Source organism: Flavobacterium orientale, from assembly GCF_014638005.1.
Taxonomy (GTDB): Bacteria; Bacteroidota; Bacteroidia; order Flavobacteriales; family Flavobacteriaceae; genus Flavobacterium; species Flavobacterium orientale.
This window is the reverse complement of sequence record NZ_BMFG01000005.1, coordinates 173,516-193,140: the sequence shown is the minus strand read 5'-3', so window position 1 is coordinate 193,140 and position 19,625 is coordinate 173,516. Positions and strand designations below refer to the sequence as shown.

The following is a 19,625-nucleotide window of genomic DNA, read 5'->3' as shown; positions in this document are numbered from 1 at the left end:
ATGAAAATTACATTCTACGGACACGCTTCTATCGGAATTGAAGTTAAAGGAAAACACCTATTGATTGACCCGTTTATAACAGCTAATCCAAAAGCAGCTCACATTGATATAAACACCCTGCAAGCAGATTATATATTGTTGACTCATGCTCACCAAGACCATATTTTAGATGTGGAAGCGATTGCAAAACGAACCAATGCGGTTATCGTTTCTAACTGGGAAATTGCTACTTATTATGGGAATAAAGGGTTTCAAAACCATCCAATGAATCTTGGTGGAAGTTGGCAATTTGATTTTGGTTCTGTAAAATATGTTAATGCCATTCACTCAAGTTCGTTTCCCGACGGAAGTTATGGTGGAAATCCCGGTGGTTTCGTAATTGAAGGCGAACATAAAAATATTTATATTTCCGGTGACACGGCCCTGACTTTTGATATGAAGTTAATTCCGATGCGAACCAAATTAGATTTAGCCATTTTTCCAATTGGAAGTAATTTCACCATGGATGTGGAAGATGCAATTCTGGCTTCTGATTTTGTAGCTTGCGATAAAATTTTAGGGGTTCACTATGATACTTTTGGTTACATCGAAATCAATCATGAAGAGGCGATCAAGAAATTCTTTGAAAAAGGAAAAGATTTGATGTTGTTAGAAATTGGTGATTTTATTGAGTTGTAAATTCGTTTGAAAGCTACTTATCAAAAATACATTCTAAATTTCAAAAGACCTTCCGGTACTTCGAGAGGCGTTTTAACTCAAAAGGAAACGTGGTTTATTTTTCTTGAAAGTGAGGGTAAAAAAGGTATTGGTGAATGTGGAATTTTGCGAACTTTAAGCATAGATGACCGACCCGATTACGAAGAAAAGTTGCAATGGGTTTGCCAAAATAGCCATTTGGGAGTGGAGGCACTTTTAGATAATTTAATCGAATTTCCGTCCATTCAGTTTGGTGTTGAAATGGCTTTTCTGTCGTTACAAAGTCAAAATCCGTTCGAATTATTTCCGTCTGAATTTACTTCCGGAAATAAGGATATGGAAATAAACGGATTAGTTTGGATGGGTGAGGAGTCGTTTATGAAAGCCCAAATTGAAGAAAAATTAGCCCAAGGTTTTCGTTGTATAAAATTGAAAATCGGTGCTATTGACTTTGAAAAAGAATTGGGTTTATTGCATTTTATCAGACAACATTTTGATGAAAAAACGATAGAAATTCGTGTCGATGCAAACGGTGCTTTTTCTTCTGATGAAGCTTTAGATAGATTGAATCAATTATCTGGTTATAAGCTGCATAGCATAGAGCAACCTATTGCTAAAAACAATACTGACAGGATGGCAGAGCTGTGTAAAATTACACCTTTACCAATAGCATTAGATGAAGAGTTAATTGGTGTTTTTCTGAAGGAAGAAAAGAGGCAATTACTACTTAAAATCAAACCACAGTATATTATTTTAAAGCCTAGTTTGGTTGGCGGATTTCGGGGCACAAAAGAATGGATTGATATAGCAGAATCGCTTCAAATAGATTGGTGGATTACTTCGGCTTTAGAAAGTAATATTGGTTTAAACGCAATTGCGCAATGGACTTTTTTACAAAATAATTCATTGCCTCAAGGTTTAGGAACCGGAGGTTTATATACTAATAATTTTGATGGTCCGCTTGTTGTTGAAAAAGGAAAATTATTTTACGATAGCCAACTAAAATGGAATACAAACGCACTTAATTTTTAGCAAGATAATGTTGCAAAGAATTTCTTGCCTGCAATTGAATTTTTTGTTTCATAAAGGTGGTCCAACCAAACAAATAGCCTTTCCATCCTAATGCCATTTGACTCCATTTCCACAAATCAAAACAATCTTTGTGACAATAGATTAATCCGTTTTTAAATTCAAATTTAGCTTTGATCACGTTCCTGACTTTTCGATTGGTTTTGCTGAAATGATAAGTGGCAATCCAATTTACAGAACCATAATTGTCGTTGGTATCAATTTGAGAAAATTCTATTTTTAAGTGTCCCTTGCTTCTTTCAATAAGCATTTTCCACATGGCACAAACTTCTTCATGATTCAATTTTCCGAAGGCTGGATCTAGAAATGTTGCATCTTCGTGATAGCATGCCGCCATTTTTGCAGCATCCAATTGTTGAAATGCCGTATAAAAATCGGAGATAAGTTCCTTAGTTGAATGCATCTTTCCAATCTTTTGAATTAATGGCCGTTACTTTGTTGTCATCATTAATGGAAACTCGTAGTTCTTTGATTCTGTATTTTTTTTCATAGTCACATTGGTACCTGAAAATGGAGATGGAATTCGTATTGTCCCGAATAACTTCAATCAATTTCATATCATTAAATTTCCCAAAACCTCTCAGAACGTTGTGACAAGTCAGTGAAATTTTTTCTTTATTAATATTTGTTATTACTTCATTCGTAGCTTCTTGTGAAGTAAAGGGTTTGAATGCAGAAGTGTTACATGTCATTAATACGCGTTTGCCTAACTCATAGGTTCTGTTTTTTTGGAGCGTACTTACCTCGCTGAGAGCTAAAACTTCATAGTTGGGTTTGTCAGTAGGTTTTGTAGTCACAACGCCCTTAGTTGATTTACAACTACTGATTAGTACTACCAAACAAAGTAAAATTATTTTTTTCATTAGTTAGTATTGATTTTTAAAAGCAAGTTCGGATCAGGACAATTTTCTTTATAAAAGGACAAATCGTTGGAGCTGCAAACCCCCGGATAATCACCCTTATAATTTTGAATATCCGTAATAATTTGAAAATGTAAATGGGGAGCATAATCTCCGTTTACAGTTGCATCACCCAAAGTTGCAATAATTGTTCCTTTTTTAAATTCTTGATTAATTTTTAAATTTTCTAAACTCTCTAACGACAGATGACCATAAAGCGTATAAAATTTTTGATTATTTATCTCGTGTTCCAAAATAATGGTGGGTCCGTAATCACCAAAACTGGAATTGTATTGAAAACTGTGAACCTTTCCGTCTAGAGCTGCCAAAACGCTGGTGCCGGCCGCAATCCATAAATCCAAACCAATGTGGATATTCCGTTCGTCAGTAGTGGTGTTATTGAAAACAGTACTTCTTCGGTACAAATTCCGATGTTCACAATAGCCTCCATAAGCTACTTTGGCCTTGTTTTGTTGCAGGTAATTGTTGATTAAAACTTCATATTCAGTAGCGTTTTCGGGCTTTCCATTGGCCAATAACGCACTGTTTATCGATAAATCAATGGGGAAATAATCGGTATAAGAAATAGAAGAGTCAATAACTTGAACCGATTCAATAGTTTCAAAAAGGGAAATTAAGTTTTGCATTCAACAAAGATACTCAAAATTGAAAGTCACTTTTTTATTTATGATACTAAAAAAAAGCCGCTCAACTAAGGAACGGCTTTAGAGTGTTTTTTAATATAAACTTGGATATTCTTTTGGATTAACTTCATGCATCATAGCATACACTTTTTCATAAATATCTTCTACAGAAGGTTTTGAAAAATAATCACCATCTGTGCCATAAGCAGGTCGGTGAGGTTTGGCAGCTAGCGTTTGTGGTTTGCTGTCTAAATAATCATAACCATTTTGAACATCAATAATCTGTTGTAAAATATAAGCGGAGGCACCACCGGGAACATCTTCATCAATTATTAATAAGCGATTGGTTGTAGCCAAACTTTTTTGAATGTCATGATTGATATCAAAAGGCAACAACGATTGAATGTCAATGATTTCACATGAAATGCCAACTTCTTGTAATTCTTTGGCCGCTTGTTCCACCAAGCGAAGCGTAGAACCATAAGATACTAAAGTAATATCTGTACCTTTTCTGATGGTTTCTACAACGCCAATTGGCGTTTTGAATGCACCTAAATTGGTAGGCATTTTTTCTTTTAATCGATAACCGTTTAAACATTCAATGAGCAATGCCGGTTCGTCAGTTTCTAATAAGGTGTTGTAAAAACCTGCTGCTTTGGTCATGTTTCTCGGTACCAAAACATGAATACCTCGAAGTGCGTTTATAATCATTCCCATCGGCGAGCCTGAATGCCAAACGCCTTCAAGACGGTGACCTCTGGTTCGTATAATCAAAGGAGCTTTTTGCTTTCCTTTGGTTCTGTATTGTAAAGTTGCCAAATCATCACTCATAATTTGAATGGCATACAACAAATAATCCAGATATTGAATTTCGGCAATGGGTCGCAGACCACGCATTGCCATTCCAATTCCTTGTCCTAAAATGGTGGCTTCTCTGATTCCTGCATCGGCCACACGAAGTTCCCCGAATTTTTCCTGCATTCCTTCCAAACCTTGGTTTACATCGCCAATGGTTCCGGAGTCTTCACCAAATAGTAATACTTCCGGATTTTTAGTAAAAATAGCGTCAAAATTATCTCGTAAAACCAAACGGGCATCTACTTCTTCGCTCGATTCATCGTAAGTTGGAAGTTCTTCTTTAACTGAAAATACATTTTGATTGGATTCAGAAAACAAATGCGAACTGAATTTAGGTTGAATGGTTTCGATGTAATTTGAAATCCATGCAGCTAATTTTCCTTGACCGCTCTCACCAATAATCATTCGAAGCACCTTACGTGCTGTGGTGATAATATCTTTTCGAATAGGTTCCTTGCTACTTTTTAAATCATCGGCATATTTCTGAATAAACACGCGATTTACACTTGATGCTGCAATGAATTCTAACAGCGTGACCAATTCGTTTTGTTCTTTTTTTATTGGGTCTAAAAAGGCATTCCATGCATTTTTTTTGCCTTCTAAAACTTCTTTTTTAGACGCCGATTCAATTTCTTCCAATTCTTCATTGGTAGCAATCGAATTGGCAAGCATCCATTTTCTCATTTGAGCAATACAATCATAGGTAGCTTCCCAAGCCAATCGATCAGCATTTTTATAGCGTTCGTGACTTCCTGAAGTCGAATGACCTTGGGGCTGTGTCAATTCTTTCACGTGAATTAAAACAGGAACATGTTCCTCACGTGCAATTTGAGCAGCTTGTTTGTAGGTATTCACTAAAGCCGGATAATCCCAACCTAAAACGGTTAGAATCTCATAACCTTTATTGTTTTCATCACGTTGAAATCCTTTAAGAATTTCGGATATGTTTTCTTTGGTGGTTTGGTGTTTTGCGTGTACTGAAATGCCGTATTCATCATCCCAAACGCTCATGACCATCGGCACTTGAAGTACGCCTGCAGCATTAATCGTTTCAAAAAATAAACCTTCAGAAGTACTCGCATTTCCAATGGTTCCCCAAGCAATTTCATTTCCGTTAGTTGAAAATTTATTTTTCTTGGGTAAAACACCAACATTTCTGTAAATTTTTGAAGCTTGAGCCAAACCTAACAATCTGGGCATCTGACCTGCTGTTGGAGAAATATCAGAACTGGAGTTTTTTTGTTTGGTTAAATCTTTCCAATTTCCGTTTTCATCCAAAGAATGGGTGGCAAAATGGCCTCCCATTTGTCTTCCGGCACTCATTGGGTCAAAATTAATATCGGTGTGACCATATAAACCAGCAAAAAACTGTTCTATTGTTAATTGACCAATGGCCATCATGAAAGTTTGGTCTCTATAATAACCGGAACGAAAATCACCATTTTGAAATGCTTTAGCAAGAGCTAATTGTGGCACTTCTTTTCCATCGCCAAAAATTCCGAACTTGGCTTTTCCGGTTAAAACTTCACGTCTTCCCAAAAGGCTGCATTCTCTACTTAGTATCGCAATTTTATAGTCATTTAAAACTTCGGTTTTAAAATCTTCAAACGTAATAATCTTTGTTGTTTCGGATGATGTCATAGCAAAAAATAACTTGTTGTGAACAAATTTAAGTAAAAATCTAATAAATCAATCATTTTGATTTTAAAATATTTTTTAATTATTGATAAAAAAAAGGCAAAATGAGGAAGGTATTTTATCAATAATGCAATAAAAATAGCAATTTACTTGATTAATGTTTGATTAAAAAGGCGATTTCATGTAGTTAAAACCATTTTCGGGTAAATAATCCAACTAGAATTTCGGGACTTAAAGTAATCATAAATCGTACCCGTTCTTGGTAGTTCTTTTGACCAATTTCCCAACCTGAAGTGGAATGAACCGGAAAGTAGACTTCAAAATAATCGGTAACCAAATTGAGTCGGATACCGGAATTGTAGATGAATTTTTCTGAAAAATACTTGTTTTTATAAACTCCCGCATCGCCATAAACTTCAATCCAATTCCAAATATTGATACTGGAATTTATGGAAGTAATCCATTGATTGGCAAAAGAATCATCAAATCGTGATTTAAATCCTCCTTCTGCTACTACATATTGTTGACTAAAAAATCCGGTAGTTTCCGATCTTCCGTACAAATTATAATCAAACAAATAATCGTTGGCTTGCGAAATGCCAAAACTGTAAAAATCGGAATTGGTGTTTCGATATAAAAAAGAACCGGCAAAAAAGCGAACATTCAATTGGCGATTGTTGTCAAATAAATTGCGATATTCTAACTCTATCGTTGATTTTCCAAATATAGAAGCCAACTGTAAATCTGTTTTTACGCTAAAATGATCGCGTAATTCGGTTCTACTGTTAATGTATTTGGCATTAAAAATAGAATAGCTGTCGTTATCAGGTTGTAAAATGGTATAATTATTTTGTTCTCTATTCACAAAAATATTCCGAAACACAAAAAATTCTTTTCTATTGTCTCTGAAATTGCTGGGTCGCATTCTTAAAATAGCCATTGGAGTTAGTTTCATGTACGATGCATCGGGTGCATAATGAAAAAAAGAACCGTTTAACGAAAATCTCATTTGATAAAGATTGTGCTCCCTTCTGTTGTGAAGATGAACCAAACTGAAATTGCCAACCAAGGAATGGGTCAGCGACGAGTAAGCCGGATTTACATCAAAAATAAAGGGTTTGTCTAAAATGGTTTTGTTGTGAAAACGAAGTCCGGGCGTTAAACCATCGTATAAATTATAGGATACTGTCGGTACATATAATATTTGATTGTAAAACGGGTCTTCCAAATCTTTCATAAAATTAAATTTCACGGGTCGATTGGTAATCACAAAAGGTTTTGTTGATTTCCAGTTGTTTCTCAAATTGTATTCGGGAACTTCATTTTTATAATTGATGACCAATTTATCAATGTCATTTCTTGGATATACCAAAACGGTATCGGTGGAAACATTTTCAATCCAATCTTTAAAAACAACTTTTGAATCTTTTATGCCATAGACCGGAATGGGAACAGTAATCCCCGTTTTGTTTTTAAGCGTAATTTCAACACTGTCTTTTGATTTTTTGAGGTCTTTAAATTTGTAATCAATTAGGTCTCTGGAATTAATAATGGTCTTAAAAAACCAGTCCAATGATTTTCGTGTTTTTTCTTGGAGTACATCTTCAAAATCACATCGGTCTGTTTGTTTTTCTAAATTGAGAGCATAAAATTCAGCTATAGATTGATTAACGGAATTGTTTCCTAAAAAATTATCTAAATATTTCAAACTCAAACCGGCTCTGTATTTTCCGGCAATTTGTTCATTAAATTTTATAAAACTGCTTTTGGAATCGCCAATGGGTTGATCTAAATTTTTTCGAGCCATCAACATATAGAAATAACTATACTGTTCATTAAAATCAACATTGGTTAAATTGTAACTCTTCAAAAGTTTCATCTTGGAAATGTTACCCATCATTTTCATTTCCGGGTAATTTTCATCAATATAGTGCATCATCAAATAAACCTGAATACCATCATGAACCCAACTATCCGAACGATGGTTGATTTGAAGTGTGTTTTGTAAAAAATTATTCAAATAGGTTTTCAAAAACTTTAATTCAAAAATAAATTCATCAGGAAACGGACTGATAAAGGAGGGCAATTGATTCAATCCATAAAACGGATTACGTTCATAATCCACTTGCGAAACAGTTATTTTTTCAAAGGGATAGTTTCCAATTGTAGTGTCCACATAATGAACAATTCGGTCAATAACAACAGCTTTTTGAATGGAACTCAATCGGTTTTCTTTCAAATTTGTAATGACATTTACAATACTGTTTTTGTAACTGTTAAAATCTAAAGTCTGACTAATAAACAAGTTGAAATCATTTCTGTTTTCACCCGAATAAGTATAAACGTTATGAATTTCTTCCTCGCTGAGACTACCGGAATTGAGATCAGAAAACGATTTTAAATTTTTTGGAAGTTTTAATTTTAATTGTATGTCAAATTGAGCATTGGGAATGTCATCTAAATTTAAATTGCTATAGCGTACAAAATCATTGTTTTCATAACGAGCAGGCGTCAAAAACCAATTTTTAAGATACATATCACCGGAATCATTGTGACCAAACTTTGTAAATTTATCTTTGGGTATGTAACTGATGTAAGTAAGTTTTAAAACGATGTTGTCTCCCGGAGGTAGAGGTTTTCTTAATTTAACTTCAATCAAATCAGGATGTTTTTCCACTCGGTTCCAATCTAAAAATAAGGATTCCGAATCCAGAATCGTTAAATCAGAGGTTTTGCCTCGCTCATCGTCTTTTGCTAAATGAAAATTACGCACAAACTCATCGGAAAAACGTCTTCCTAATGGGGTGTTTTTATCAGAATAGGCATGATTCCAATCGTTTAAAATAAGGGACTGTAAAACTTGTTTGGTTGTATTTTTAAAAACGATTTCTTGTTGAACAAATAACTTTTTTGAAGTGGGATGAAGCTCTACATTTAAATACAATTCATGTTGAGCCACTACTGGATTGACCAGTAGTAAGGTGATTATACAAATGAGATATCGAAATAGTGTCTTCAATGGTGAATAGAAAAAAAGTTGTAGGTTTCAATCTGCCAATTTACTAATTAAAAGATACAAATTAGCGTATTGGGTTGCTTGATGTATTGAAAAAAAGCTGCAAAAGCAGCTTTGTATTAGAAATTCGGACTCAAATTGTACTTTTTGTAGAAGGCATCAAGCACGGCAACAACTTCATCTTCGGTATCAACAACTCGGATGAGGTTCATGTCTTCCGGACTCGCATTTTTTTGGATGTCAATCATGACGTTTTGAATCCAATCTAATAAACCGGACCAAAACTCGCTTCCGACTAAAATAATTGGGAATTTCCCAATTTTCTTTGTTTGAATTAACGTGATGGCTTCAAACAATTCATCTAAAGTTCCGAAACCGCCTGGCATTACTACAAATCCTTGTGAATATTTGACAAACATAACTTTACGAACGAAGAAATAATCAAAGTTCAGGTTTTTGTCTTTATCAATATAGGGATTAAAATGTTGTTCAAATGGCAAGTCAATGTTCAATCCAACTGAAGTTCCTTCACCGCGATGAGCTCCTTTGTTTCCGGCCTCCATAATTCCGGGACCTCCTCCGGTAATAACGCCATAGCCTGCTTTACTGATTTTGTAAGCCACACTTTCAGCCAATTCATAATATTTCTCACCCGGTTTTGTTCTTGCTGATCCGAAAATAGAAACACAAGGTCCAATCCGAGCCATACTTTCATAACCATTTACAAATTCAGCCATGATCTTAAAAATGGCCCAAGAATCATTGGTTCGTATTTCGTTCCAGTTTTTTTGTTTGAATTTTGCTTGGATTCTATCGTCTTCGTTATCGTAATTATGTGCTGCCATTTTTCTTTTCTTTTTTAAATTAAACAAACGTGCTAAAGTAATTCTTTTTTTAGAAACTGAGCCGTGAAGCTTTTTTTGTTTTTTATAATTTCTTCGGGAGTGCCTTTCGCAATGACTTCTCCGCCGCCTTTTCCACCTTCCAAACCGATATCAATTATATAATCGGCCAATTTGATGACATCCATGTTGTGTTCGATCACCAAGACCGTATTGCCTTTGTCTACCAATTTATTCAAAACATCCATCAACACCCGTATATCTTCAAAATGCAAACCTGTGGTAGGTTCGTCTAGGATATAAAACGTATTACCGGTATCTTTTTTAGAAAGTTCTGTGGCTAATTTGATTCGCTGTGCTTCACCACCCGAAAGCGTTGTGCTTTGTTGCCCCAAAGTGATATACCCCAAACCAACATCTTGAATGGTTTTTACTTTTCTGTAAATTTTAGGAATGTTTTCAAAAAAATCTACCGCTTCATCCACTGTCATATTCAAAACATCCGAAATGGATTTTCCTTTGTATCGGATTTCTAAAGTTTCTCTGTTGAAACGTTTTCCCATACACGATTCACATTCCACATAAACATCAGGCAAAAAACTCATTTCGATGGTTCTCACTCCGGAACCTTCGCAGGTTTCACATCGACCGCCTGTGACATTAAAACTGAAACGTCCTGCCTTATAACCCCGAATCATGGCTTCGGGTGTTTGTGTAAACAAACTTCTGATTTCCGAAAACACATCAGTATAAGTAGCCGGATTACTTCGAGGGGTTCTTCCAATCGGACTTTGGTCAATGTCAATGACTTTGTCAATATGTTCTAAACCTTCGATTTTTTTGAAAGGTTGCGGTTTTTTTACCGCATTAAAAAAATATTCATTTAAAATAGGGTAAAGCGTTTCGTTAATCAACGTCGATTTTCCACTTCCGGAAACTCCCGTAACGCAAATCATTTTCCCTAAAGGAAATTCAACTGATACATTTTTTAAATTATTGCCTGTTGCTCCGGTTAGTTTTAGCTTTTTACCATTGCCTTCTCTGCGTTTTTTCGGAACTTCAATTTTCATGTTGCCATTGAGAAATTGAGCCGTAATGGTCGATTCTTGCAATAGCGATTCCGGTGTTCCCTGACTAATGATTTGGCCGCCAAATCGACCGGCTTTCGGACCAATGTCAATCACCCAATCGGCACGTTCAATCATGTCTTTGTCGTGTTCTACAACCAAAACAGAATTGCCGATATCTCTTAAATTTTCTAACGAATTAATCAATCGCTCATTGTCACGTTGATGCAAACCAATGCTGGGTTCGTCTAAAATATATAAAACACCCACCAATTGAGAACCAATTTGAGTGGCTAATCGAATGCGTTGTGCTTCACCGCCGGAAAGCGATTTTGAACTTCTGTTCAAGGATAGGTAATTCAATCCCACATCCAACAGAAACTGCAAACGGGTTTTTATTTCTTTGGTAATTTCTCCGGAAATCGCTTTTTGCTTTTCCGATAGAAAGGGTTCCAATTGTCCAAACCAAACCGCTAATTCCGAAATGTCCATCAAGGATAAATCGGCAATATTTTTTTCGTTAATTTTAAAATATAAGGCTTCTTTTTTCAAACGAGAACCGTCACAATCCGGACAAGGAATTTCATCCATGAATTCTTTTGCCCATCGTTTTATGGAATTAGAATTACTGTCATCGTGTTGGTTTTTGATAAAACTCGAAATCCCCTCAAAATCAATTTTATATTCTTTAGTAATACCTAATGTTTTAGATGCAACCGCAAATTTATCCTTACCGCCATTGAGAATAACATCCATAGCTTCATCAGAAATGGAGTCAATAGGGTCGGTGATTTTAAAATTATATTTTTCACCAATGGTTTCTAATTGTTTAAAAATCCAAGTGTTTTTATAGTCGCCAAGTGGAGCAAATCCGCCTTGTTTGATAGATAATTTGGGGTTCGGAATAATTTTCTTCGAATTGATTTGATTGATAGTTCCCAAACCATTGCAACTGTCACAAGCTCCTTTTGGTGAATTGAATGAAAAATTATTGGGCTCCGGATTGGGATACGAAATTCCGGAAGTGGGACACATTAATGTTCTACTGAAATAGCGTACTTCCTGACTGTCGTGTTCAATAACCATCATAATGTCATCACCATGATGCATCGCCGTTTTGATACTTTCTGCCAATCGCTTGTTTGTATCTTCATCCGATTCAATCTGCATGCGATCGATGACAATTTCGATATCATGCGTTTTATAACGATCGAGTTTCATGCCGGAAACAAGATCTTTTATTTCGCCATTAACCCGTACTTTCACAAATCCTTGTTTGGCAATTTGTTGAAACAATTCAGCATAATGTCCTTTTCGGGAACGAATAACCGGTGCCAGAATATTGATGCGTTTTCCGTTGAAACTTTCAATAATCAAATCTTTGATTTGTTCATCCGAATAGGAAACCATTTTTTCGCCCGTATTATAACTATAAGCGTCTGCTGCTCGGGCAAATAATAAACGAAGAAAATCGTAAATTTCTGTGATGGTTCCAACGGTGGAACGCGGACTTTTACTCGTTGTTTTTTGCTCAATGGCAATTACAGGAGATAGTCCGTCAATTTTATCAACATCCGGACGTTCTAATCCGCCAAGAAATTGTCTGGCATATGCAGAAAAGGTTTCGATATAACGACGTTGCCCTTCTGCATAAATGGTATCAAAGGCTAATGACGATTTTCCGGAACCCGAAAGTCCGGTAATAACCACCAGTTTTTCTCTGGGAATGGAAACATCAATGTTCTTTAAATTGTGAACTCGAGCTCCTAAAACTTCGATAGATTCTTCAGGGTTTAGCATATGTTTTTTACGGCAAAACGCAAAGGTACGATTTTGACCTAAAGATTTTGATATACATAGTAGAAGAATTTGTTAAACAATTTCTATTTTTGAAAAAAATAGCAATACCAAAAAATTAAAAAAACATGAAATTATTAGGAATAGGCTCTAGATTAAAACATGAAGCATTCGGATTAGGTGTCGTAACAAATGTTACATCTAAACATTATTGGGTAACTTTTATTGAGAATGGACTCGAAACCATTGAAATTGATAGTGAATTTGAAGTGATTGAAGCGTTAGAAGATGAAGTGGATTCTGTAAGCTTTTATGATGTGGAACGCTCTCTAAAGAATATTTTACAAAAATGGTCAGATGTATCACAAGTTGTTCCTATTGCTGATAAATGGAAAGGCGGAAAATTAATCATGGAACCCGGAACGGCTACTCAAAATAAAGAAGTGCCAATTGACACGTTCTTTCACAAAATTACAATGGTTCGCGACAGAATCAGAGTGATGGAACAAAAGATAAATTCAAGTAATTTAGACGAAGCCGAAAAAATTGACCTGCAACAATATATTACTAGAATTTATGGTAGTCTCACTACGTTTAATGTTTTGTTTAAAAGCACAAGTGATTATTTTGTTGGAGAAAAAACAAAGTAGTATTCCGTTGTCTGTTATCTGTTATCCGTAACTAAAACAGACAACAGACAACAGATAACAGACAACAGACAACAGATAACAGACAACAGATAACAGACAACAGATAACAGACAACCTATTCAATAATAATGCTTTTCAGCTTTTCTCGATACGCTTCAAGCAATGCATTTTTAGAGATTATGCCGATTACTTGGTTGTTTTTAACCACGGGTAGGTAATCCGATTTTGATTTTTCAAATTTCTCCATCAGGGTTTCAGCGGTTTCATCATAAGCAACAATTTCCTTTGGAGGTCGCATGATATCCTTTATGGTGGTGTATTTGATTTTGTAGGAATTAAAAAGAAATGATTTTACTTCGTCAAATTCAACCAATCCTAAAAGTTGGTTTTTTTCATCAACCACGGGAAATAACATTTGGTTGTAACCTGCAATTTTTTCAACGAGTTCATCCAAAGAAGGTTGTAGTGTTAAGGTTTGAATCGGACTTTGAATTAATCGTGAAACTGAAATTCCGGACAAAATATTCTTATCGCGATCATCTGTAAAAACATCGCCTTTATCGGCCAAATTTTTAATATCAAAGGAATAAGGTTCATATCTTTTTGAAATGGCAAAACTTATAGAAGACACAAGCATCAAAGGAATCATCAAACTGTAACCACTAGTGATTTCTGCAATTAAGAAAATTGCCGTCAAGGGTGCATGAAACAAACCACTTAAAATGCCGGCCATGCCAACCATAGTAAAATTGGAAACGGGTAATTTGAAATAACCAAACATGTTGACAAACGACGCCACAAAAAAGCCCAAATAGGAACCCACAAATAGGGAAGGAGCAAAATTACCTCCGTTACCGCCGCTACCCAAAGTAATACTTGTCGCATATACTTTTATCAACATAGTTGCCCCAACAAATAATAACAAAATCCAAGTGTTATCTTTAAAGTTTTGCAAAACGGTATTGTCTAAAATTTGTTCAGGATGCATCGACGAAAGCATTTTTATACTCGAATAGCCTTCACCAAATAGTGTGGGAAAAAAGAAAATAAGAATAGCTAAAATACACGCTCCAAACAACGCTTTTCGCATAGGACCCATTTTCAATTTTTCAAAGTAATGTTCTATTCTTCTGAAAGTTCGGGCATAATTAATGGAGACAAAACCCGAAACAACGCCCAACAAAATGTAAAAAGGTAAGTTGTGATAATCAAACTCGATTTGTCGACTAAACGTAAGTAAAATATCTTCCTTTAATAAAATCGCAGAAACAATAGCTCCTGTGGCAGAAGAAATCATGATGGGAATAAAAGCGGTAATACTAACGTCCATTAAAACGACTTCAATGGCAAATAAAACACCGGCTATGGGAGCATTAAAAGCTGCGGCAATGCCGGCAGCAACGCCACAAGCCAATAATAAAGTGCGGTCTTTGTAACTCAACCGATAATTCTGAGCAAAATTACTTCCAAAGGCTGCTCCCGTTATGGTAATTGGCGATTCTAAACCTGCCGAACCTCCCATACCAACGGTTAACGAACTGGTAATAATTTGAGCATACATCTGTTTTTTGGGAAGAATACCTGATTTTTTTGCTACGGCATACATGATTTGAGAAGTGCCTTTTTCAATCGAACCTCCCAAAAACTTTTTAACCACCCAAGCGGTTAATACAATGCCTATAATGGGCAAAGTACTATTACTATAAGGTAAATGTAATATGGAATCAATATACTGAGCAAAAACATAAACGGAATGGGCAAATGTTTTTAAAGCAATTACCGCTAATGCAGAAGAAACCCCAACTAAAAAACACGCCAAATAAATAAATTGTCTTGGCGAAAGAAAAGTCTTCAAGAAGAATAAAAATCCTTCTAATCTTCTAAAACTTTTTTTGAAGAAATTTTTAATTCGTGTTTTTTTTGAATTGGGCATATAGTTTAGTATTTGTAAATTGGAGGACCATTAAAAACCTACAGCTGTATCATCACCTCTGGAATCGGCACCACCTTCCATTTTTTTATCCGGTAAAACCAAAATAGCATCAACTTTTCCAAGTACAGGAGTGGCTTTTTGATTAATGGAATAGCCTTTGGATTTTAAATTTTTAAGGAGTTCTTTAGGAAAACTTTCGGGTTCAAAAACCACTTCATCCGGCAACCATTGGTGATGAAATCGTGGAGCATCAACCGCCTCTTGCATACTCATATTAAATTCGGTTACGTTCAAAATGGTTTGCAACACCGAAGTGATAATGGTGGAGCCACCCGGAGTTCCAACCACCATAAATAAAACACCATTTTTTTCTACAATAGTTGGTGTCATAGAACTCAACATTCGTTTTTGTGGTGCGATACTATTGGCATCCGATCCTACCAAACCAAATAGATTGGGAACGCCTTGTTTGGCTGAAAAATCATCCATTTCATTATTCAGAAAAAAGCCCAACTCGTCACAATATAATTTCGAACCATAAGCATCATTTATGGTGGTGGTGGCTGAAACAGCATTGCCAAACGAATCTACAATCGAATAATGTGTCGTTTCTGTACTTTCCGAAAAAGTGACACTTCCGTGGGATACATCAGTGGATTTCGTTGCTTTTTCAAAAGAAAAATCAGCCATGCGTTTGTTGAGATAGGTAGTGTCCAATAGTTGTTCAATAGGCATTTTTACAAAATCAGGATCGCCTAAAAAATGGTTTCTATCCGCATAAGCTCGTCGTTCGGCTTCCACCAAAACTTGAATGTAGCTTTCTGAATTATGGCCCATTTCTTTTAAATCATAAGGTTCAATCATTTTTAAAATCTGACCTAAAGTAATACCGCCACTACTAGGCGGAGCCATCGAAATAATTTTATAATCCCGATACGAATTTACAATGGGTTTACGCCATTTTGCCTCATAAGAAGCCAAATCTTCCAAGGTAATAATGCTGCCTTTTGATTGCAAATAAGTAACCAATTTTTGAGCAGTTTCTCCTTTATAAAACTCGTCTTTTCCATTTTTTGCAATGCGTTCCAAGGTAGTAGCTAAAGCTTCATATTTAATAGTGTCATTGGTTTTGAAAGGTTGAGCGAATAACGTTGCTGAACCATTGGCTTTGACAATTGCTTTTCGAAACTTATGCAATCGCTCTTCTTGTTTTTCTGTAACCACCACACCTTTGCGGGCCAAAGCAATAACCGGTTTTAAAAGGGTTTCGATCGGTAAAGTGCCATATTTTTTATGAACTTCAAATATGCCGGCAATAGTTCCCGGAACACCTACTGCCAAACCGGTTTCTGTGCTTAATCCTTTGATTACCTCTCCTTTTTCATCCAAATACATATATTTTGTTGCCGCCATAGGAGCTTTTTCCCGATAATCCAAACTCCCCGTTTCGCCATTGAATTTTCGATACACCATAAAACCCCCACCGCCAATATTTCCGGCATAGGGATAAGAAACAGCTAAGGCCAATTCCGTGGCAATCATCGCATCAAAGGCGTTGCCTCCTTGTTCCATAATCTGAACGCCAATTTGAGATGCTTCCTCACGAGCCGAAACGACCATGACTTTTGAAGTGACTAAACCTGTCGGTTCAACAGTATTCTTTTCTGTTTTGCAACTTAAGAAAACAAGAAATAATAGCAACAAGGATTTTTTCATAAAGTGGCTAATTTTTCATTGCAATGTAATCGAATTTCTTCAAAAAAACGAGTAAATTCATCTTCAAATTCTGAGTAAAATTCTTGGAGTTCTACTATCGATTCATGCATGGCTACCCTATTTTTAGTGCGATGATCCATTTGAAATAAAATCATGGATAATCCTTCAATGGAAGCATAACTTACAAACCAGTTTCGGGCAATCATATACGGCATCATATTTTTGGTGCGTTCGGTTAAAATGGCATAATTGGCTTTCAAAAGGTCATAAAAATTGGCGGCTACAGCTTCTAAACTTTCGTTGGAATAATCGGACCAGTTTTTAGCCAAAAAATGATCGTAGAAAATATCGATAATCACACCGGAATAATGACCGTATTTCTCATGTAAACGATGCTTGCTTTTTCTGAAAATAGGATGTGCATCTGTAAAAGTATCAATGGCTCTATGCAAAATAATTCCTTTTTGAATATCAGGATGAAATTCAAGATAATCATTGCCACGAATGCCGTCGGCCATGAAATTACCGATTTTAATAAAATCGTTTTCACCGGAGAGAAAGATATGTGCCAGAAAATTCATTGGCCTAAATTAAGAATTAATAATTTAAATTTTGAATTTTAAATCAGTTTTACAAAATGGCAATTCTTTATCTTTGCTTCTTTAGTTTTTTAAATAGTATAAAATATAATCAGATTCATAATGACACTTATAAAATCAATTTCAGGAATTCGTGGAACCATTGGAGGAAAAGTAGGCGATAATCTAACACCGGTGGATGCCGTTAAATTTGCGTCGGCTTATGGCACTTTTTTAAAAAATTCGCAACCTGCTCCCGAAACTTCGGGACGCAACTCGAAACTAAAAGTAGTAATTGGTCGCGATGCCCGAATTTCAGGCCCGATGATTCACAATTTGGTGTTGAATACCTTGGTAGGTTTAGGTATTGATGTGATTGATTTGGGATTGTCTACAACGCCAACGGTAGAAATTGCTGTTCCTTTAGAAAATGCCGACGGCGGAATTATCCTCACCGCTTCTCACAATCCAAAACAATGGAATGCCTTGAAATTATTAAATGAAAAAGGGGAGTTTTTAAATGGAGCTGAAGGAGCAAAAATTTTAGAAATAGCCGAAGCGGAAGCTTTTGAGTTTTCAGCAGTAGATGATTTAGGAACCATTACTGAAAATGATGCTTATATGGATATTCATATCGATGAGGTGTTGAATTTACCTTTGGTTGATGCGGAAGCGGTTGCCAAAAGAAAATTTAAAGTGGTGGTTGATGGGGTGAATTCTTCTGGAGGGGTAATCATCCCAAAATTATTAGAACAAATGGGTGTTGAGGTCGTGAAGTTATATTGCGAACCTAACGGACATTTTCCGCACAATCCGGAACCTTTAAAAGAACATCTGGGAGATATTTGTGAATTAGTGGTAGCCGAAAAGGCCGATTTCGGAATTGTGGTGGATCCTGACGTAGATCGTTTGGCATTTATTTCCAACGATGGCGAAATGTTTGGTGAAGAATATACCTTAGTGGCTTGTGCCGATTATGTGTTGAGTAAAACACCCGGAAATACCGTTTCCAATTTATCTTCATCAAGAGCCTTACGAGATATCACGTTAAAACACAACGGAAACTATCAAGCCAGTGCGGTTGGCGAAGTAAACGTAGTGGAAGTAATGAAAGCGACCAATGCCATCATCGGTGGTGAAGGTAATGGCGGTATCATTTATCCGGAATCGCATTATGGAAGAGACAGTCTCGTTGGTGTCGCTTTATTTTTAACGCATTTGGCTGCTTTGGATGTGACAGTTGCAGAGTTGAGAGCTTCCTATCCGCAGTATTATATGAGCAAAAACAAAATTGAATTGACGCCGCAAATCGATGTGGATGCGATTTTAGAAACGATTTCAAAAAAATATGAGCACGAGAAAATTAGTACTATCGATGGCGTAAAAATAGATTTCCCATCAGAATGGGTGCATTTGCGAAAATCAAACACAGAACCGATCATTCGAATTTATACGGAAGCTCCCACACAACACGACGCAGATGCTCTGGCATTGCGAATTATCCAAGAAATTGAAGCCATTGTAAATACATAATAGGATGAAAAAAGTAAGTTTGTTTTGGGTAGTGCTACTGGTCTCGATGACCGCTTTTTCGCAAAGCTTTTCAAAAGCTGAACGAGATTTGATTCTTTCCGGTCCGGAAACGGAGATGTTACGCGTGACGCAAGTTACGGATTCGGCAGATTTAAAAATACTGAAAGCAGTTTCTACAGATATCAATCCAAAAGACAAACTAATTCCGGTTTTAGCCAAACGAATGTATTTAGCGATGCGTGATCCTGCCAGACCCGGAGTGGGAATTGCCGCTCCTCAAGTAGGTATCAACAAAAATATCATTTGGGTGCAACGTTTTGATAAACCCAATGAACCCTTTGAATATTATGTAAATCCAAAAATCGTTTGGCGTTCCAATCTAATTCGAAAAGGAGCAGAAGGCTGTTTGTCCATTCCCGATGAACGTGGTGATGTGTATCGAAATTATACCATACAAATTTCCTATTTCGATGCAAATGGGGATTTTAAACAAGAAGTTATTGAAGGTTTTACAGCCGTAATTTTTCAACATGAAATAGATCATTTAGAAGGTATTTTGTTTACCGACAGAATGATAGAACAGCAAGCATTTCAAAGTGCTCCGATAGGCGAAGGGGTAAACCTGTCGCTGGAGAAAACAGTAAAACGATAATAATCTTAAATTCTAAT

General features: G+C 36.0%; 15 protein-coding genes. 5 read left to right on the top strand and 10 right to left on the bottom strand.

Annotated elements, in window-relative coordinates:
* The gene (locus IEV15_RS08285) at positions 1-678 is read left to right on the top strand and encodes a metal-dependent hydrolase (RefSeq protein ID WP_188362054.1); all 678 of its coding nucleotides are present in this window, start codon (positions 1-3) and stop codon (positions 676-678) included.
* 6 nt (positions 679-684) lie between these two features.
* Complete coding sequence (locus IEV15_RS08280) at positions 685-1,728, top strand: o-succinylbenzoate synthase (protein WP_188362053.1); 1,044 nt, start codon at positions 685-687, stop codon at positions 1,726-1,728.
* On the opposite strand, the gene IEV15_RS08275 is transcribed toward IEV15_RS08280, so the two are convergent.
* The 7 genes from IEV15_RS08275 to uvrA all read right to left on the bottom strand — a co-directional run bounded on the left by IEV15_RS08275 (position 1,718) and on the right by uvrA (position 12,549).
* Positions 1,718-2,188, bottom strand: a complete 471-nt coding sequence (locus IEV15_RS08275; protein WP_188362052.1) for a nuclear transport factor 2 family protein — start codon at positions 2,186-2,188, stop codon at positions 1,718-1,720. The genes IEV15_RS08280 and IEV15_RS08275 overlap by 11 nt on opposite strands.
* Positions 2,175-2,648 carry a hypothetical protein gene (locus IEV15_RS08270; RefSeq protein ID WP_188362051.1) on the bottom strand — a complete coding sequence of 158 codons (474 nt, stop codon included), beginning with the start codon at positions 2,646-2,648 and terminating at the stop codon, positions 2,175-2,177. The genes IEV15_RS08275 and IEV15_RS08270 overlap by 14 nt, the downstream gene beginning before the upstream one ends.
* On the bottom strand, positions 2,648-3,331 hold the full coding sequence (locus IEV15_RS08265) for a peptidoglycan DD-metalloendopeptidase family protein (protein WP_188362050.1): 684 nt from the start codon (positions 3,329-3,331) through the stop codon (positions 2,648-2,650). The genes IEV15_RS08270 and IEV15_RS08265 overlap by 1 nt, the downstream gene beginning before the upstream one ends.
* 90 nt (positions 3,332-3,421) lie before the next feature.
* Positions 3,422-5,827, bottom strand: coding sequence for an alpha-ketoacid dehydrogenase subunit alpha/beta (locus tag IEV15_RS08260; RefSeq protein WP_188362049.1), 2,406 nt, complete (start codon positions 5,825-5,827; stop codon positions 3,422-3,424).
* A gap of 184 nt (positions 5,828-6,011) precedes the next feature.
* The gene (locus tag IEV15_RS08255; protein ID WP_229734120.1) at positions 6,012-8,843 is read right to left on the bottom strand and encodes an aminopeptidase; all 2,832 of its coding nucleotides are present in this window, start codon (positions 8,841-8,843) and stop codon (positions 6,012-6,014) included.
* 116 nt (positions 8,844-8,959) lie between these two features.
* Positions 8,960-9,685 carry an LOG family protein gene (locus tag IEV15_RS08250; protein ID WP_188362048.1) on the bottom strand — a complete coding sequence of 242 codons (726 nt, stop codon included), beginning with the start codon at positions 9,683-9,685 and terminating at the stop codon, positions 8,960-8,962.
* Positions 9,686-9,717: 32 nt separating this feature from the next.
* Positions 9,718-12,549, bottom strand: a complete 2,832-nt coding sequence (gene uvrA / locus IEV15_RS08245; RefSeq protein WP_188362047.1) for an excinuclease ABC subunit UvrA — start codon at positions 12,547-12,549, stop codon at positions 9,718-9,720.
* Between the two features lie 125 nt (positions 12,550-12,674).
* On the opposite strand from uvrA, the gene IEV15_RS08240 reads away from it, so the two are divergent.
* The gene (locus IEV15_RS08240; protein ID WP_188362046.1) at positions 12,675-13,196 is read left to right on the top strand and encodes a DUF8685 domain-containing protein; all 522 of its coding nucleotides are present in this window, start codon (positions 12,675-12,677) and stop codon (positions 13,194-13,196) included.
* Positions 13,197-13,311: 115 nt separating this feature from the next.
* Here the strand turns inward: IEV15_RS08240 and IEV15_RS08235 are convergent, their stop codons facing one another.
* The 3 genes from IEV15_RS08235 to IEV15_RS08225 are packed head-to-tail and all read right to left on the bottom strand — an operon-like array spanning position 13,312 to position 17,426.
* Positions 13,312-15,129, bottom strand: a complete 1,818-nt coding sequence (locus IEV15_RS08235) for a chloride channel protein (protein WP_188362045.1) — start codon at positions 15,127-15,129, stop codon at positions 13,312-13,314.
* 30 nt (positions 15,130-15,159) lie between these two features.
* Positions 15,160-16,845: a gamma-glutamyltransferase gene (gene ggt / locus IEV15_RS08230; RefSeq protein ID WP_188362044.1), complete on the bottom strand. Its 1,686-nt coding sequence runs from the start codon at positions 16,843-16,845 to the stop codon at positions 15,160-15,162.
* The gene (locus tag IEV15_RS08225) at positions 16,842-17,426 is read right to left on the bottom strand and encodes an acyl carrier protein phosphodiesterase (protein WP_188362043.1); all 585 of its coding nucleotides are present in this window, start codon (positions 17,424-17,426) and stop codon (positions 16,842-16,844) included. Before IEV15_RS08225 ends, ggt begins: the two co-directional genes overlap by 4 nt.
* A gap of 120 nt (positions 17,427-17,546) precedes the next feature.
* On the opposite strand from IEV15_RS08225, the gene glmM reads away from it, so the two are divergent.
* The gene (glmM, locus tag IEV15_RS08220; RefSeq protein WP_188362042.1) at positions 17,547-18,956 is read left to right on the top strand and encodes a phosphoglucosamine mutase; all 1,410 of its coding nucleotides are present in this window, start codon (positions 17,547-17,549) and stop codon (positions 18,954-18,956) included.
* A 4-nt stretch (positions 18,957-18,960) separates the two neighbouring features.
* Positions 18,961-19,608, top strand: coding sequence for a peptide deformylase (gene def / locus IEV15_RS08215; protein WP_188362041.1), 648 nt, complete (start codon positions 18,961-18,963; stop codon positions 19,606-19,608).
* Positions 19,609-19,625 lie beyond the last annotated feature (17 nt).

Coding starts and splice junctions, on each gene's coding strand:
- IEV15_RS08225 (WP_188362043.1), bottom strand. CDS start 17,426: ATGAATTTTCTGGCACATATCTTTCTCTCCGGTGAAAACGATTTTATT.
- uvrA (WP_188362047.1), bottom strand. CDS start 12,549: ATGCTAAACCCTGAAGAATCTATCGAAGTTTTAGGAGCTCGAGTTCAC.
- IEV15_RS08250 (WP_188362048.1), bottom strand. CDS start 9,685: ATGGCAGCACATAATTACGATAACGAAGACGATAGAATCCAAGCAAAA.
- IEV15_RS08265 (WP_188362050.1), bottom strand. CDS start 3,331: ATGCAAAACTTAATTTCCCTTTTTGAAACTATTGAATCGGTTCAAGTT.
- glmM (WP_188362042.1), top strand. CDS start 17,547: ATGACACTTATAAAATCAATTTCAGGAATTCGTGGAACCATTGGAGGA.
- IEV15_RS08260 (WP_188362049.1), bottom strand. CDS start 5,827: ATGACATCATCCGAAACAACAAAGATTATTACGTTTGAAGATTTTAAA.
- IEV15_RS08285 (WP_188362054.1), top strand. CDS start 1: ATGAAAATTACATTCTACGGACACGCTTCTATCGGAATTGAAGTTAAA.
- def (WP_188362041.1), top strand. CDS start 18,961: ATGAAAAAAGTAAGTTTGTTTTGGGTAGTGCTACTGGTCTCGATGACC.
- ggt (WP_188362044.1), bottom strand. CDS start 16,845: ATGAAAAAATCCTTGTTGCTATTATTTCTTGTTTTCTTAAGTTGCAAA.
- IEV15_RS08240 (WP_188362046.1), top strand. CDS start 12,675: ATGAAATTATTAGGAATAGGCTCTAGATTAAAACATGAAGCATTCGGA.
- IEV15_RS08235 (WP_188362045.1), bottom strand. CDS start 15,129: ATGCCCAATTCAAAAAAAACACGAATTAAAAATTTCTTCAAAAAAAGT.
- IEV15_RS08275 (WP_188362052.1), bottom strand. CDS start 2,188: ATGCATTCAACTAAGGAACTTATCTCCGATTTTTATACGGCATTTCAA.
- IEV15_RS08270 (WP_188362051.1), bottom strand. CDS start 2,648: ATGAAAAAAATAATTTTACTTTGTTTGGTAGTACTAATCAGTAGTTGT.